This is a genomic window from Plantibacter sp. RU18, from assembly GCF_050613355.1.
Lineage (GTDB): Bacteria > Actinomycetota > Actinomycetes > Actinomycetales > Microbacteriaceae > Plantibacter.
Genome location: NZ_CP159618.1, coordinates 2,793,568 through 2,809,151 on the forward strand (window position 1 = coordinate 2,793,568; position 15,584 = coordinate 2,809,151).

The 15,584-nt window shown below is 68.0% G+C and carries 13 protein-coding genes; 5 read left to right on the plus strand and 8 right to left on the minus strand.

The genetic code is table 11. The annotated features are described in order from the left end of the window. The first annotated feature begins 5 nt into the window (after window positions 1-5). A complete protein-coding gene (locus ABMA10_RS13410) occupies window positions 6-2,165 on the plus strand; it encodes a molybdopterin oxidoreductase family protein (protein ID WP_347868985.1) in 2,160 nt (719 codons plus the stop codon). Next, window positions 2,162-3,823 (plus strand): FAD-dependent oxidoreductase, encoded by a 1,662-nt coding sequence (locus tag ABMA10_RS13415; protein WP_347868984.1) that lies wholly within the window; start codon window positions 2,162-2,164, stop codon window positions 3,821-3,823. The genes ABMA10_RS13410 and ABMA10_RS13415 overlap by 4 nt, the downstream gene beginning before the upstream one ends. A gap of 90 nt (window positions 3,824-3,913) precedes the next feature. Here the strand turns inward: ABMA10_RS13415 and rimM are convergent, their stop codons facing one another. Genes rimM through rpsP form a run of 3 tightly spaced genes read right to left on the minus strand, consistent with a single transcriptional unit; the run spans window position 3,914 to window position 5,265 of the window. After that, window positions 3,914-4,585, minus strand: coding sequence for a ribosome maturation factor RimM (rimM, locus tag ABMA10_RS13420; protein ID WP_347868983.1), 672 nt, complete (start codon window positions 4,583-4,585; stop codon window positions 3,914-3,916). Then, on the minus strand, window positions 4,586-4,837 hold the full coding sequence (locus tag ABMA10_RS13425; RefSeq protein WP_347868982.1) for an RNA-binding protein: 252 nt from the start codon (window positions 4,835-4,837) through the stop codon (window positions 4,586-4,588). It lies immediately after the preceding gene. A 2-nt stretch (window positions 4,838-4,839) separates the two neighbouring features. Beyond that, window positions 4,840-5,265 (minus strand): 30S ribosomal protein S16, encoded by a 426-nt coding sequence (gene rpsP, locus ABMA10_RS13430; RefSeq protein ID WP_347868981.1) that lies wholly within the window; start codon window positions 5,263-5,265, stop codon window positions 4,840-4,842. 254 nt (window positions 5,266-5,519) lie between these two features. On the opposite strand from rpsP, the gene ABMA10_RS13435 reads away from it, so the two are divergent. Then, complete coding sequence (locus ABMA10_RS13435; RefSeq protein ID WP_347868980.1) at window positions 5,520-6,662, plus strand: glutamate--cysteine ligase; 1,143 nt, start codon at window positions 5,520-5,522, stop codon at window positions 6,660-6,662. 10 nt (window positions 6,663-6,672) lie between these two features. On the opposite strand, the gene ABMA10_RS13440 is transcribed toward ABMA10_RS13435, so the two are convergent. Together ABMA10_RS13440 and ffh are read right to left on the minus strand one after the other, a co-directional pair. Continuing rightward, window positions 6,673-7,053, minus strand: coding sequence for an META domain-containing protein (locus tag ABMA10_RS13440; protein ID WP_347868979.1), 381 nt, complete (start codon window positions 7,051-7,053; stop codon window positions 6,673-6,675). Window positions 7,054-7,127: 74 nt separating this feature from the next. Continuing rightward, window positions 7,128-8,684 (minus strand): signal recognition particle protein, encoded by a 1,557-nt coding sequence (ffh, locus tag ABMA10_RS13445; protein ID WP_347868978.1) that lies wholly within the window; start codon window positions 8,682-8,684, stop codon window positions 7,128-7,130. 91 nt (window positions 8,685-8,775) lie between these two features. Between ffh and lipB the strand changes: the two genes are divergently transcribed. Next, complete coding sequence (gene lipB, locus ABMA10_RS13450) at window positions 8,776-9,456, plus strand: lipoyl(octanoyl) transferase LipB (RefSeq protein ID WP_347869173.1); 681 nt, start codon at window positions 8,776-8,778, stop codon at window positions 9,454-9,456. Further along, the gene (lipA, locus tag ABMA10_RS13455) at window positions 9,453-10,469 is read left to right on the plus strand and encodes a lipoyl synthase (RefSeq protein WP_347868977.1); all 1,017 of its coding nucleotides are present in this window, start codon (window positions 9,453-9,455) and stop codon (window positions 10,467-10,469) included. The genes lipB and lipA overlap by 4 nt, the downstream gene beginning before the upstream one ends. Window positions 10,470-10,498: 29 nt before the next feature. Here lipA and ABMA10_RS13460 read toward each other — a convergent pair whose 3' ends face one another. From ABMA10_RS13460 to ABMA10_RS13470, 3 genes are read right to left on the minus strand one after another with little or no spacing between them, the layout of a single operon-like run. Then, window positions 10,499-10,999 carry a DUF2004 domain-containing protein gene (locus tag ABMA10_RS13460; RefSeq protein WP_347868976.1) on the minus strand — a complete coding sequence of 167 codons (501 nt, stop codon included), beginning with the start codon at window positions 10,997-10,999 and terminating at the stop codon, window positions 10,499-10,501. After that, window positions 10,999-11,877: a signal recognition particle-docking protein FtsY gene (gene ftsY, locus ABMA10_RS13465; RefSeq protein WP_347868975.1), complete on the minus strand. Its 879-nt coding sequence runs from the start codon at window positions 11,875-11,877 to the stop codon at window positions 10,999-11,001. Before ftsY ends, ABMA10_RS13460 begins: the two co-directional genes overlap by 1 nt. Before the next feature lie 52 nt (window positions 11,878-11,929). Next, the gene (locus ABMA10_RS13470) at window positions 11,930-15,571 is read right to left on the minus strand and encodes a chromosome segregation SMC family protein (RefSeq protein WP_431030616.1); all 3,642 of its coding nucleotides are present in this window, start codon (window positions 15,569-15,571) and stop codon (window positions 11,930-11,932) included. Window positions 15,572-15,584 lie beyond the last annotated feature (13 nt).

Genomic DNA, 15,584 nt, shown 5'->3' on the forward strand with positions numbered 1-15,584 from the left:
TGCGCATGACCCGTAACGCCACAGCGGTGACCGACACCCATTGCCCGTACTGCGCGTTGCAGTGCGCGATGTCGCTCACGCGCACGACGACGACGGACGGGACCCCTCCTAGACTCCCGGTCGAGGTGGCCGGGCGGGAGTTCCCCACCAACCGCGGTGGACTGTGCAAGAAGGGCTGGACGGCGGCGGAGCTCCTCGGCCGCCGCGACAGGCTCACGACGCCGCTCATCCGCGACCCGGACGGCGTGCTCCAGGAGGCGAGCTGGGAAGACGCGCTCGACCTCGTCGCGGCGACGCTCCTGCGGCTCCGCGCGACACACGGGCCGGACGCCGTGGGTGTGTTCGGCGGCGGCGGTCTGACGAACGAGAAGGCCTACCAGCTCGGCAAGTTCGCTCGGATCGCACTCGGAACGAGCAGGATCGACTACAACGGCCGGTTCTGCATGTCGTCGGCAGCCGCCGCAGGGAATCGCGCCTTCGGCCTCGATCGCGGACTCCCGTTCCCGTTGACGGACCTCGACGACGCAGCGACCGTCCTCATCCTCGGTTCGAACGTGGCGGAGACCATGCCACCCTTCATCGGTCACCTCGCCGGCGCCCAAGCGGCTGGCGGACTCATCGTGGTCGACCCGCGCCGCTCCGCGACGGCACGACTCACCGATGAGGGTCGAGGCACCCACGTCCAACCCGCTCCAGGGACAGACCTTCTCCTGCTGCTCGGCCTGACCCACATCGTGCTGACGGAGGGCCTCGCCGACGACGCATACCTGCGAGCACGGACGACCGGAGTCGACGCGCTCCGGCGCAGTGTCAGCGCCTGGTGGCCGGAACGCGTGCAGTCGGTCACGGGTGTCCCCGTCCCGGTCCTCCGAGACGTCGCACGCAGGCTGGCGGTCTCCGACGCTGCGTGCGGCGGTACCTACATCCTCACCGGCCGCGGCGTCGAGCAGCATGTCGACGGGACGGACACGGTGACGGCTGCGATCAATCTCGCCCTCGTGCTCGGTCTCCCAGGTCGTCCAGGCTCGGGGTACGGCACGCTCACGGGGCAGGGCAACGGGCAGGGTGGTCGAGAGCACGGACAGAAGTGCGACCAGTTGCCCGGGTATCGCAAGATCACCGATCCTGAAGCACGGCGACATGTCGCCGCCGTGTGGGGCGTGACGCCGGATTCGATCCCGGGACCAGGGCTCCCGGCCGTCGCGCTGCTGGAGAGCCTCGGCGAACCCGGCGGTGTGCACGCGCTCCTCGTCCACGGATCGAACGTCGTCGTGTCTGCTCCGAACGTCCAGACCGCCCGCGAGCGCCTCCGCCGACTCGAGCTGCTGGTCGTGTGCGACTTCTTCCTGTCCGAGACGGCCGAGTTCGCCGACGTCGTCCTCCCGACGACCCAGTGGGCCGAGGAGGAGGGCACGATGACCTCGCTCGAAGGCCGCGTCCTCCGTCGCAAGCGTGCGACCGAGCCCCCGGCCGGTGTGCACAGTGAGCTCTGGATCATGCGCGAACTCGCACGACGACTCGGCGCGCCCGGCCGGTTCGACCTGGAGCCCGCGGTCGTGTTCGCCGAACTGGCACGGGCCTCGGCCGGCGGCATCGCCGACTACTCCGGTCTCAGCCACGCCCTGCTCGACACGGGGATCGCGGCGCACTGGCCGTTCCGTCCTGGGAGCACCGGCACACCGCGACTCTTCGTCGACCGCTTCGCACATGAAGACGGTCTCGCCAGGATCGTCGCGGTGCATCCGCGTCGCTCCCCCGAGGTCCTCGACGATGAACACGACCTCACCCTCACCACTGGACGACTGCTCGAGCACTACCAGTCGGGCACGCAGACCCGACGGGTCCCGGAGCTGAACGAAGCGCGACCGGACGTCTTCGTCCAGCTGCATCCTGCGACGGCCGATCGTCTGGGTATCGTCGACGGTGCGCCGGTCGAGCTGTCGAACCCACGCGGGGTGCTCACCGCACGCGCCCACATCGACCCAGGTATCCGCCACGACACGGTCTTCCTGCCATTCCACTACGCGGGTGAGGCCTCAGCCAACCTCCTGACCCAGGACGCCGTCGATCCGGTCTCGGGCATGCCGGACTTCAAACGGGCGGTTGTCCGGGTCCGGCCCGTCCGCGTCACCCACGCCCGCCGCGCCGCAGACGCAGCCCGATGACGCGATCACACGGCCGCCCACTCCGAGTCGTGTTGATCGGCTTCGGACCCGTCGGCGCGCGATTCGCAGAGGAACTCGCTCCAGGTGTCGCCTCGGGAGACGTCTCGCTGACGGTCGTCGGGCAGGAGTCTTCCGATGCCTACAACCGGGTGCTGGTCGCGGAGCACGCAGTCGGCGCGACCACCGTCGACGACATGACCCTGGTGACGGCCGCCGACCTCGCAGCAACAGGAGTCCGCGTGCTCCGAGGCGCCACCGCCATGCGCATCGACCGAGCCGAGCAGCTCGTCCAGATCGACACGGGCGAGACGCTGCTGTACGACCGCCTCGTCCTCGCCACCGGGGCCCGGGCAAACCTGCCGACCCTCGACGGAGTCGAACGGAGGAGACGCGACCTCCCCGCACTCGAGAAGTACGGCGCAGCGCTTCTCCACGCCGACCACGAACTGCCGCCCGGAGTCTGCGCCATGCGGGACCTCGACGACGCCGCACAGGTGTCCGCCGTCGTCCGCGACCAGGGCCGCATCATGGTCCTGGGAGCGGGAGTCCTCGGCCTTGAGATCGCGCTCGCCGCGCGTCGGGTAGGCGCCGAGGTCGTCGTCGTCCACCATGGGCCGACACCGATGCCGCGCAATCTGGATCGCGGGAGTGGTTCCGTGCTCGCGGCCGCACTCCGCACGGCCGGCGTCGAAGTGGTCGCGCACAGTCGCGCTGAGGCGATCGGCTACCGTCACGACACGGGCGGTATCCGACGGTTCGACGCGCTCATCACCGCGGACGGCAAACGTCTCACCGGCGATCTGCTGCTGCTGTCGTGCGGGGTCAGTGCACGGAGCGACCTTGCTGTCCTCGCGGGGCTCCGCGTCGGAGCAGGCGTACTCGTCGGCGAGGATCTGACCAGCTGGTCCGACGACCGGATCTCCGCCATCGGCGACTGCGCGCACGTTCTCGAGCCGACGAGTGAACTACGCGACTCACGGGTCGTCCCCGGAGGCCCGTCCGGCCTCATCGGCCCGGGTTGGCGGCAGGCCGAATGGTTGGCGGAACGTCTCCTGCTCGAAGCAGGCCCGCTTCTCAGCTCCAACGCGGTCCGGCCTCCCCCACGCGAACGCGCTGCACCGGTTGCGCTCAAGGCGCATGGCATCGATGTGGTCGCCGTCGGGGACGTCCAGCCGGACCCCTGGGACACCGAAACCGTCACCGAGGGGCACTGCGGTGTGCACGCTCCGGCACCACGCGGCATCTCGACCTGGGTGGACCCGGATCACGGTCGTTATGTGAAGATGATCACCCGCGGCGGCGTCCTCACGGCGTTCGTGTGCGTCGGAATGCCGCGAGCGTCCGCCGAGCTCACGCTCCTCTACGAGAGCGGAAGCGAACTCCCTGCCGACCGCTCGGTGCTCCTCCGGCTCGACGGACCGGACGCGACCGGAGCGTCATCAGTCGACGTGTTCGCGCCGACGATGACTGTGTGCACCTGCAACGGCGTGACCGTCGGGCGGATCGTCGAGGCCGCAGAGGCAGGCAACAGCACCGTCGCCTGTATCGGGAAGGCGACGAGAGCGGGCACCGGCTGCGGCGGGTGCACCGCTCGGATCGCCGCCGTTCTGGCACGCACGATCGACTCCGGCCGCGTCGAGCAGCCGGCTGGCGTGTGATGGACGACGAAACGGCGGGATCGCAGCTGTCTCCAGCTGACGATCCCGCCGTTCTCGATCCCGCACCGGCCTTGAAGCCGCTGCGGTGCACTACTCCTTGGTCTGCTCTTCCGGCGAGTCGTCCGGCGCCTGGGCGTCGGACTCGTCCGTCGGGGTGTCCTCGACTGCATCTCCTGCATCGGCCTCGGCCGCTGCATCCGACTCGTCGTCCGTCTCGGGGAGCTCTTCGAAGAGTCCCGTCGGCGGTGTGACGGTGACGATGCCCGCGCGGACGTCGACCGTCGGCACGATGGCCTTGACGAACGGGACCATGACCTCGCCGTCGGTCGTCTTGACGATCAGCAGATCCTGAGCCGGGAAGTGGTCGACCCGGGCAACCGTACCGACGGCCACGCCGTCACGGTGGACGGCCAGACCGACGAGCTGGTGGTCGTACCAGGCGTCTTCCTCGGCAGGCAGCTCCGCCGGGTCCTGTTCGACCCAGAGGATGGCCTTCACGAGCGTCTCGGCCTCGTCCCGGTCGGTGATGCCGACGAAGAACGCGACGGGCTGGCTGTTGTAGAACCGCAGCTCGATGAGCTCGAGGGTCTTCCCCCGCCACTTCGAGCCGGTCGGAACCTGCAGGGTGAAGGTCGCGCCAGGGGTGAACCGGTGCTCCGGCTCATCCGTGTAGAGCTCGACCTTCAGGGCACCCTTCAGGCCATGGGCCTTCGTGAGCCGGCCGACCCGCAGTTGGGTCTTGGGCTCCGTCTCGTCAGCCACCTAGGCGCTGGCGCCGGCGGCGTCCGTGTCGACCACGTCGACCCGGACCCGGCGCCCGTCTGCCAGAGCAGCCACGAGGGTGCGCAGTGCCTTCGCTGTGCGGCCGGCACGACCGATGACCCGGCCGAGGTCCTCGGGGTTCACACGAACCTCGAGGACCTCGCCGCGGGCGGAGTTCTGTGCCGTGACGCGAACGTCATCCGGGTGATCGACGATCCCCTTGACGAGGTGTTCGAGCGCGGGAGCGAGCAAGACTACGCCTGCTCTGCTTCAGCAGCTTCTACGGCGGGAGCCTCGGCCTCGGCCGGAGCAGCCTTGGCCACGGGGGCTTCGGCCTTCGGCTTCAGGACGGGCTTCTTCTTCTCGTCGGCGACGAACGGAGCCTTCGGCTCCTTGGTGCGAACGGTGCTCACGGCATCCTTGTCGCCCTTGAACTTGCCCCAGTCGCCCGTGAGCTTGAGGAGTGCTGCAACCTGCTCGGTCGGCTGGGCGCCGACGCTGAGCCAGTACTGCGCACGCTCTGAGTCGACCTCGATGAACGAGGGCTCCTCGGTGGGGTGGTACTTGCCGATCTCTTCGATGACACGACCGTCGCGCTTCGTGCGCGAGTCCGCGACGACGATGCGGTAGTACGGCGCACGGATCTTGCCGAGACGCTTGAGACGGATTTTGACAGCCACGATTCTCCTGAATGATGTGATGTTGTGATGTGCTCGCTACCGAAAGGTGGGGCCACACGCTCGGTACGAAAACTGTGGTGGTGCTGCGGGCGTCGGATAGAGGGTCGAACTCCGCGCAGACTCAACTGTCTATTCTGCCAGATCTCGGGCGATCTGGGTAATCCGGGGACACGGATGCATGGAGACCCCCACCGCCCGTGTGAAGATGGGCTGCGCACGGCACCCGGCCGGGCCACCGTGGGAGGTCGACGCCAATGCCCATCGAGTTCGCCAGCTCCGAGCGATCGACCGTCGGTCTCGAATGGGAGGTCGCACTCGTCGACCGCGACACGGGCGACCTCGTCGGCGTGGCCGACACTGTCCTCGCCGCCCTGCGTAGCGACGACGGAAGCGATCATCCCCAGATCACCAACGAACTCCTGCTCAACACGATCGAGCTCGTGTCGACCGTCCACCACACGGTGCCGGAGGCGGTCGCCGATCTCGAGGGCCAGCTCGCCGAGGTCCGGGCGATCACCGATCCCATGGGCGTCGAGCTCATCTGCAGCGGCTCGCATCCCTTCGGCCAGTGGTACGACCAGCAGGTCACAGACAAGCCGCGATACCACAAGCTCATCGACCGCACGCAGTGGTGGGGCCGCAACATGATGATCTGGGGCGTGCACGCCCATGTCGGCATCGAGACCGTCGACAAGGTGCTGCCGATCATGAACGGCCTGCTCACCTACCTCCCCCATCTCCAGGCGCTTTCCGCGTCGAGTCCCTACTGGGGCGGTGTGGACACGGGGTACGCCTCGAACCGGGCGCTCATGTTCCAGCAACTACCGACCGCCGGGCTCCCCTATCAGCTCTCGGACTGGAAGCAGTTCGAGGACTACGTGGACGACATGACCGTGACGGGTATCATCGACGATCACACGGAGGTCCGTTGGGACGTCCGCCCCTCGCCACACTGGGGCACGGTGGAGATGCGGGCCTGCGACGGCGCATCGACGGTCGGGGAGTTCGCCGCCCTCGCCGCGCTCATCCATTGCCTGACCGAACACCTCTCCGATCGCCTCGACGCCGGGGAACGCCTCCAGACGCTGCAGCCGTGGTACGTCCGGGAGAACAAGTGGCGCGCCGCGCGGTACGGCCTGGACGCGGAGATCATCCTCGACTCCTCCGGACACGAACGCCTCGTCACGGACGACCTCCACGACCTCCTCGACACACTGGCCCCGATCGCCCGTCGGCTCGGCTGCAGCGACGAACTCGCGAGCATCGACACGATCATCGGCCACGGCGCCAGCTACCAGCGCCAGTTGGCCGTCGCGCACGCCAACGGCGGCAGCTTGCAGGCCGTCGTCAGTTCGCTCGCGAAAGAGCTTCGGAACGGCGTGCAAGCGAGCGAGTGACTCCGCCGCGTCAGTCTTCGCGGTCGAGCGAACCGATCTGCGTACCCGACTCGTCGAGGACCGTGAGCTGATCGTCACTCTCCGACAGGGTGGCCTGGGCGATGCCGCCGAGCCAGGTGTCGACATCGGGGCAGGCCATGAGGGTGGTCGCAACATCCGAGACGACGATGGCGTCGCCATCGGCCTTCCAGGAGCCGGTCAAGCTGTTGCAGCCGTCAGAGCCGCTGACGCGTCCGTCGTCGGAGAAGACGAGGTGCGGATCGGTGGCTGCAGTGCCCTCACCCCAGGTGCCGAGCACCGCGTTCCCAGCGCTGCCGGCGCAGCCGACGAGCACGAACGCCGTCACGATCCCAGCACCAAGTAGCGCGGCCGACTTCACAGTACGCATCATCCCTCGCGATCGACCCGACGGTCGCGGGCGGATTCAGCCTAGCGCCGACGCCTGCTCGGCGTCAGGAGCCACGATCAGCGGCCCAGGAACTTCTGGAGTTCGGCGAGCTCGGCTTCTGTCGGAGCGGACTGCCCTGATGCCGATGCCCCTCCTCCGAGACCGAAGCCTGCCCCGCTGGCCGCCGCCGGAGCCTCCACGGCGCCAGCGTTCTCGGCCGCACGCTTCGCGGGGTTGCCGGAACGCGAGCCCTTCTTCTTGGCCTGCGCCTTCGGACGAGTTGAACGCGCGCCGGGTACAGGGCCCATGCCGGGAATGTTCGGCACGCCACCCTTGGCGACGGTCTTCATCATCTTGGCGGCCTGCTCGAAGCGGTTCACGAGGGCGTTGACCTCGGTGACCGTCATGCCGGAGCCCTTGGCGATACGGAGTCGGCGCGAGCCGTTCAAGATCTTCGGGTTCGTGCGCTCGAGCGTCGTCATCGACTGGATGATCGCCTCGGTGCGGACGATCTCGCGCTCGTCGAAGTTCTCGAGCTGCTCCTTCATCTGCCCCATGCCGGGCAGCATGCCCATCATCTTCTTGATGGAGCCCATACCGCGAAGCTGCTGCATCTGCTTCAGGAAATCGTCGAGCGTGAACGAATCGGTCGCGAACTTCTCGGCGACCTTGCGCGCCTCGTCCTCGTCGAAGTTCTGCTGCGCCTGCTCGATGAGGGTGAGGATGTCACCCAGGTCGAGAATGCGGCTCGCCATGCGGTCCGGGTGGAAGGGCTCGAAGTCGTCGAGGCCTTCGCCCGTGGAGGCGAACATGATCGGGCGACCGGTGACCGAGGCGATCGACAGCGCTGCGCCACCACGGGCGTCACCATCGAGCTTCGACAGCACGACGCCGGTGAAGTCGACCCCGTCGAGGAAGGCCTTCGCCGTGGCGACAGCGTCCTGGCCGATCATCGCGTCGATGACGAAGAGCACTTCGTCAGGGTCGACGGCCTTGCGGATGTTCGACGCCTGCTTCATGAGCTCGGCATCGACGCCGAGGCGTCCTGCGGTGTCGACGATGACGGTGTCGTAGAGCTTCTGCTCGGCGAACTTCACGCCGTCGCGAGCGACCTTGACCGGGTCGCCGACGCCGTTACCTGGTTCGGGAGCGTAGACGGGGACGCCTGCCTGCTCGCCGACGACCTGCAGCTGGTTGACGGCGTTCGGGCGCTGGAGGTCGGACGCGACGAGCAGCGGTGTGTGACCGTCCTTCTTGAGCCACTTGGCCAGCTTGCCGGCGAGCGTCGTCTTGCCGGCACCCTGGAGACCCGCGAGCATGATGACGGTCGGCGGCTTCTTTGCGAACTCGAGCCGCCGCTGCTGCCCGCCGAGGATGGTGATGAGCTCGTCGTTGACGATCTGCACCACCTGCTGCGCCGGGTTGAGCGCCTTGCTCACCTCGTCGCCGAGGGCGCGCTCGCGCACGCGCCCGGTGAACTCCTTGACGACGTCGAGCGCGACGTCCGCGTCGAGGAGTGCGCGCCGGATCTCGCGGACGGTGCCGTCGACATCGGCCGCGGAGAGCTTGCCTTTGGTGCGGAGGTTCTTGAACGTATCCGCGAGGCGGTCAGAGAGTGTGCCGAACGTTGCCATGATCCCTCCAGTTTAGGGCAGTCGGACCAGCGGGTCTGTCGATCACGGCGAACCGCGGGTATTGAGTATTTGTACGCGGTCCAACAATGCTATCGTGGCGGCCATGACGCAGCTCACGATCGCCGGCCTGTCACCCTCATATGTGCCGTACCTGGACGGCTGGGCCTTGCAGCGTCGAATCCACGAGGACGTGGTGGCCGGCACCGGTCGCGAACAGCTCATCCTCTGCGAACACGAGTCCGTCTACACGGCCGGCAAGCTCACTCGCGCGCACGAGCGTCCGGACGACGGGACACCCGTCGTCGAGGTCGATCGCGGTGGCCGCATCACCTGGCACGGACCCGGGCAGCTCACCGGATACCCGATCGTGCGTCTGCACGAACCGATCGACGTCGTCTCCCATGTCCGACTCCTCGAAGAGGTCATGCTCCGGACCATCGGTGAGCTCGGCCTCACCGGTCGGCGCATCGACGGCCGCTCCGGCGTCTGGGTCGACCCGGTCGCAGGCGGCCAGGCCGCCAAGATCGGCGCAGTCGGCGTGCGCGTCCAGGCCGGTGTCGGCCTCCACGGGTTCGCCCTGAACTGCAGCAACGAGCTGGAACCGTTCAGCCACATCGTCGCGTGCGGCATCAGCGACGCGGGCGTGACGACGATCAGCTCCGAGCTCGGCAGGACGGTGTCACCGACCGACGTCGCCCTCCGCGTCTCCCAGATCTTCTCGGAGCTCCAGCCCACCTGGCATGGCGTCCCGGCGATCGGAGCGGTCGCGTGAGCACCTGCGGAAGCCCTGCTCCCGACGCGGCAGAGGGAACCGGTGGGCGCAAGCTGCTTCGTCTCGAGGTGCGCAACGCCCAGACGCCCATCGAGCGGAAACCGGAGTGGATCAAGACCCGCGCGAAGATGGGACCCGAGTACCGGAAGCTCCAGGAGCTCGTGAAGAGCGAGGAACTGCACACCGTCTGTCAGGAAGCTGGCTGCCCGAACATCTACGAGTGCTGGGAGGATCGCGAAGCCACCTTCCTCATCGGTGGTTCCCAGTGCACCCGACGCTGCGACTTCTGCCAGATCGACACCGGCAAGCCCGCCGACTACGACCGCGACGAACCGCGCCGCGTCGCCGAATCGGTCGGGCGCATGCAGCTCCGGTACGCCACGGTAACGGGAGTGGCACGCGACGACCTCCCAGACGAGGGCGCCTGGCTCCATGCCGAGACCGTCCGGCTCATCCACGAGACGAATCCCGGGACCGGTGTCGAGATCCTCGCGACGGATTTCTCCGGCAACCCCGACCTCCTCGCCGAGGTGTTCGACTCCCGGCCGGAGGTCTTCGCCCACAACGTCGAGACGGTCCCCAGGATCTTCAAGCGGATCCGCCCCGCCTTCCGGTACGAGCGTTCGCTCGACGTGCTCACCCAAGCACGTGCCGCAGGACTCATCACGAAGTCGAACCTCATCCTGGGAATGGGCGAGGATCGCGCCGAGATCAGCCAGGCCCTCCAGGACCTGCACGATGCCGGGACCGACATCATCACCGTCACGCAGTACCTGCGGCCGACGCCACGGCATCTGCCGGTAGACCGGTGGGTGAAGCCGCAGGAGTTCGTCGAGATCAAGGAGGAAGCCGAGGAGATCGGCTTCCTCGGCGTGCTCGCAGGACCGCTCGTGCGGTCGTCCTACCGTGCGGGACGCCTGTGGGCTCAGTCGATGGCTGCGAAAGGGCGGGAACTCCCAGCCGGTCTGGGTCACCTCGCCAACGCGTCACTGGGCTTCGCCCAGGCCGTATGAGACCTCTCGTCTGAGGAGACCGGCCAGAGTCAGTCCTCGCTCGTGACCCCGGTCACTTCACCGTCGGAGCTGTAGGCGACCATGAGGACACCGTCCAGCTGGTCGGCGTCGAGCGAGTACTCGAAGACGGCGAACGCGTCGTCGCCACCGTGCTGGTGTGGTGCGAACCCCACGCTCAGCAGCGTCATCGAACGGATCACGTCGACGTCCTGATCCCCGGACTCGTCGACGAGGACGTCCTCGAGCGACTCCCCCAGCTCGTGGACGGCCTGCACGATGTACTCGGTGACCTCCGACGTGCGGTCGTCCACCTCGCTGAGCATCGCCTCGCGCGAGCGTAGATCGAAGCCTTCGAGCGCGAGGATCATCGCCGCAGCGAGATCGAGGGCGTCGGCGGGGATGTCTGTCTCGTCGGGCGCACTGAGTGAGATGGAGACGGACTGCTCACCGACGTCGATGTTGTCCGACCAGTAGACACCGCCACCGGGCTCGGTCGCGATGATGCCGAAGTAGTCGTGTTCGATCGCCATCAGCTACCCACCAGGTTCTGCGCGAAGACGTGCGGCGTGAATCCGGTGAGGTCTCCGATGCCCTCGCCCTGACCGACGAGCTTGATCGGAATCCCCGTCTTCTCCTGCACGGCGAGCACGAAACCGCCCTTCGCAGAGCCGTCGAGCTTCGTCAGGACGAGTCCCGTGACGCCGGCGTGCTCGATGAACGCCTGTGCCTGCGAGAGCCCGTTCTGGCCGGTGGTCGCGTCGAGGACGAGCAACACCTCGGAGATGGGCGCCTGCTTCTCGACGACGCGACGGATCTTGGAGAGCTCGTCCATGAGCCCGCCCTTCGTCTGCAGGCGTCCCGCAGTGTCGATGATGACGATCTCGGTACCGTTCTGCTTCGCGTACTCGATCGTCTGGAACGCGACCGAGGCTGGATCCTGTCCATGCTGCTGCGGGCGCACGATCTGCACTCCGGCACGATCAGCCCACGTGGCCAGCTGCTCGACTGCGGCCGCTCGGAAGGTGTCGGCCGCACCGACGACGACACTGCGGTCGTAGTTGCGCAGGAACTTCGCGAACTTGCCGATGGTCGTGGTCTTCCCGACACCGTTGACGCCGACGACGAGGACGACGGCAGGACGCTCACTGAGTTTGAGCGTCGTGTCGAACTTGGACAGTCGTTCCTCGACCTCCTCGCGGAGCATGCGCTGGAGGTCCCGAGGGTCCGTCGTGCGGAAGCGGTCGACAGAGGCGTGCAAACCGGAGACGATGGACTCGGTGACGTCTGGTCCGAAGTCGGCGCCGATCAGTGCGTCTTCGAGGTCCTCCCACGTGGTCTCATCGATCGTCGGACGTTGGAACATGCCCTTGAGGGCACCGGAGAGCGACCAGGGTGTGCGTGCAGCCATGAACTCAGCGTAGCCGTCGGCGGACCAGTCACGGGTCCCCACGCAAGAGCACTCAGCCTGCTCGCTCCTCCGCGACGCGCTGACCGACGACGGCCGAGACACCGTCCTGCCGCATCGAGACGCCGTAGAGCGCGTCGGCGATCTCCATCGTGCGTTTCTGGTGGGTGATGACGATCAGCTGGCTGGTCTCGCGGAGGTCCTCGAAGATGGTCAGGAGCCTGCCGAGGTTGGCGTCGTCGAGCGCCGCCTCCACCTCGTCCATGATGTAGAACGGGCTGGGCCTGGCCTTGAAGATCGCGATGAGCAGCGCGACGGCCGCGAGCGAGCGTTCACCGCCCGACAGGAGCGACAGACGTTCGATCTTCTTGCCGGCCGGCTTCACCGACACCTCGATACCCGTCGTGAGCATGTGCTCGGGGTCGGTGAGCGAGATGCTGCCCGTACCGCCCGGGAACAGGATCGGGAACACCTGCGTGAACGCCGCCTCCGTATCCGCGAAGGCCGAGGCGAAGATGACCTCCATCTTGCCGTCGATGTCCTCGATGATCGACAAGAGGTCCGTGCGGGTGCTCGTGAGGTCCGCGAGCTGTTCGGTGAGGAAACGATGGCGCTGCTCGAGTGCTGCGAACTCCTCGAGCGCGAGCGGGTTGACCCGTCCGAGCTGCGCGTACTTGCGTTCGGCGCTCGCGAGACGTTTCTGCTGCTCGGCGCGCACGTAGGGCACCGAGGGGACCTCGCGCGCAGCGTCGTCCTCGTCGGTCGACGGTGCCGCCGGGTCGGGCGGGCCGGCTGACGTCGGCTGTTGTTCCGCACGGTCATCGTCGTCGTGATCGAGCGGCACGGCTTCATCGACCTGCGCAGCGGCTCGCGGGGTCAGCGGGTCGACAGGAACCGGGATGTCGGGGCCGTACTCGGCGACGAGCACGTCCTCCACGAGTCCGAGCTCTGAACCCGCTCGTTCGAGCAGGCTCGACAGGTGCAGCTTCTTCTCGTAGATCTGCAGTTCGAGCCCGTGTACGTTCTCGGTCACGAGCTGCAGGCGCTGACGGAGTGTGTTCTCCTCGGAGCGGAGCCGGACCAGCTCCGCGTTCCGGCTCGACCGAGTCGCTTCAGCCGCCGCCAAGGCGACCCGCGCTTCCGCGACAGAACGGTCGACGGAGTCGAGGACCGGCGGAAGCGCTTCCGTCACCGCCGTGGCCGCAGCGGCTTGACGCGCTCGGACCACGGCGCGGCGAGCCGCTTCCTCTGCCGCCGCTTGATCCGCCTGGCGCTGGCGTTCGAGGATCGCGACGGCGAGTTCTTCGGCCCGCACCCGCTCGCGCGCCGTCTCCAGGAGGAGACGCCGCTGGACCTCTTCCTCGCGCGCCGCGTCCAGTTCCGCCGAGAGTTCGTCCCGAGCGGAGACGTCGAGCATGGGCCGCGGGCGCGATCGCGCCGTCTCCTCGTCGAGCTTCGCCCGGTCGACCGCCTGCTCGGCGTCGGTCACCGCTGCCTCTGCGGTCATGCGAGCGACCGACAAGCGATCGTGCTCGGCCTGGGCGGACTCGTAGCGGACCGTCACCCGGTTCACGCGTTCGGCCTGCGATGCGAGGTTCGCGTCGAATTCACGGAGTGCGGTCAGCGCTGCCTGCGACGTGTTCTTCGCCTGCTGCAGGACGGCGCGCTGCTCGGCGAGCGTGAAGCGCGCACGCTCGATGAGGGACTCGACCTCACCGTGCCGTTCGGCCGCTGTGTCCCGCTCGGCGAGCAGCTCGATCCGGCTCTGAGCACCGCCGCTGCCGCCGCGCACGGTGCTGTCACTGACCACTGCCCCGTCGCGGGTGACGAGTGTGAACGCGGCGAGAGCCGGGCCGAGCCGGTCGTGGGCCGCCAGGGCTTCGTCGAGAGACTCGACCACGAGGACCGTCGCGAGGATGCCCAGGACACCGCTCGGTGCGTCGACGAGCTCGGCCGCCGAGAGGAAACCGACCGGCGCGGCAGGGGTTGGGCGGTCGATCTGCGCGATGACGATCTCGACGCGGCCGAGGTCGTGGGCGGCCGCGTGAGCGAGCGCCGCGCGGGCCGCCTCCCGATCGACCGCCACAGCGGCTTCGGCGAGCGTGCCCAACGCGGCGGCGATGGCGGCCTCGTTCCCGGGCCTCACCTGCACGTGGTCTGCGACGATCCCGTCGATGCCGTCGATGCCACTCGCCGCGAGCTCGGCCGAACCGGTCTTGATGTCGAGAGCACGGGAGAGTGCGCTCGTCTTCGCGCTCAGGGAGTCGCGCTCGCGCTCGAGCGTGTGAAGCTGCTCGCGGAGCCGCTCGATCTCTGCCTCCGCCTCGAACGCCTCGTGCTGGGCGATCTCGTAGGCCTCGTCGAGTCCGGAGTCCGAAGCGTCCGCCACCTCGGGATCGTCTTCGAGCGCGTCGTACTCGTGCTTCGCCGCGTCGAGTCGCAGTGCTGCCGCATCGATCGCGTTCTGTTGCCGCAGCGCCTCCCCGCGCACCGCGGCGAGCTTCGACGCGGCCGCATCGACCACACCGCCGAGCTTCGAGATCTCGAGGTCGTGTCGGGATACCAGCGCGCTCTGCGCCGCGATCTCGACGTCGACGGCGTCGAGCGCGCTCCGCCTGGCCCGGGTTGCGATCTGAGCGTCCTGGAGCGCCTGCTCGGCCTCGACGACCGCCGTACGGAGCCCGTCGACCTCGGCCGCTGCGTCGGCGACCATCTGCTTCGTGATGCGCGGCTGCGCGGACGCGGACTCCGTCGGTGACCCCAGGAGCGCGAGGCGCTGGTTCGCGAGCGTGTAGAGGTTGCGGAGTCGCTCCTGCACGCTCTCCAGTTCGAAGGTGATCCGACGGGCGTCGTCGACCGCGTCGCCGAGCTGCGCCTGCTCGATGCGCGCGATCCGCAACTCGGACTGTTCGAGCTGTTCCTGGAGGACGATGCGCTCGCTGTGGCGTTCGCTCTCGGAACGGTTGTGCTCGTCGAGCGAGCGGCGCAGACCGACGACGTCGTCGGCGAGGATGCGCGCACGTGCGTCACGGACGACTGCCGCGATGGTCTGCGCCTCGCGCGCGATCTCGGCCTGCTGTCCGAGCGGCTTCAGCTGTCGGCGGATCTCGCCGGCGAGATCACTGAGTCGTGTGAGGTTCGTCTGCATCGCCTCGAGCTTGCGGAGCGTCTTCTCCTTGCGACGACGGTGCTTGAGGATGCCGGCGGCCTCCTCGATGAAACCTCGGCGTTCCTCGGGGGTCGCACGCAGGACGGCATCGAGCTGGCCCTGACCCACGATGACGTGCATCTCGCGCCCGAGGCCGGAGTCGCTCAGGAGCTCTTGCACGTCGAGGAGTCGGCAGGTCTCACCGTTGATGGCGTACTCGCTCCCACCGTTGCGGAAGAGGGTGCGACTGATCGTCACCTCGGTGTAGTCGATCGGGAGCGCACCGTCGGCGTTGTCGATCGTCAGCGTCACCTCGGCTCGGCCGAGCGGACCTCTCGTGGAGGTGCCGGCGAAGATGACGTCCTCCATCTTGCCGCCGCGGAGCGTCTTCGCCCCCTGCTCCCCCATCACCCAGGCGAGAGCATCGACGACGTTCGACTTTCCTGAGCCGTTCGGCCCGACGACGCAGGTGACGCCGCGCTCGAACGCGAAGGTCGTGGGGTGCGCGAACGACTTGAACCCTTTGAGCGTCAGGCTCTTCAGGTACACGCGCACCTCCTCT

Excerpts from the sequence above, each read along its gene's own strand:
- ABMA10_RS13410 (WP_347868985.1), top strand. The coding sequence starts at position 6 with ATGACCCGTAACGCCACAGCGGTGACCGACACCCATTGCCCGTACTGC.
- ABMA10_RS13415 (WP_347868984.1), top strand. The coding sequence starts at position 2,162 with ATGACGCGATCACACGGCCGCCCACTCCGAGTCGTGTTGATCGGCTTC.
- ABMA10_RS13435 (WP_347868980.1), top strand. The coding sequence starts at position 5,520 with ATGCCCATCGAGTTCGCCAGCTCCGAGCGATCGACCGTCGGTCTCGAA.
- ABMA10_RS13440 (WP_347868979.1), bottom strand. The coding sequence starts at position 7,053 with ATGATGCGTACTGTGAAGTCGGCCGCGCTACTTGGTGCTGGGATCGTG.
- ffh (WP_347868978.1), bottom strand. The coding sequence starts at position 8,684 with ATGGCAACGTTCGGCACACTCTCTGACCGCCTCGCGGATACGTTCAAG.
- ABMA10_RS13460 (WP_347868976.1), bottom strand. The coding sequence starts at position 10,999 with ATGGCGATCGAACACGACTACTTCGGCATCATCGCGACCGAGCCCGGT.
- ftsY (WP_347868975.1), bottom strand. The coding sequence starts at position 11,877 with ATGGCTGCACGCACACCCTGGTCGCTCTCCGGTGCCCTCAAGGGCATG.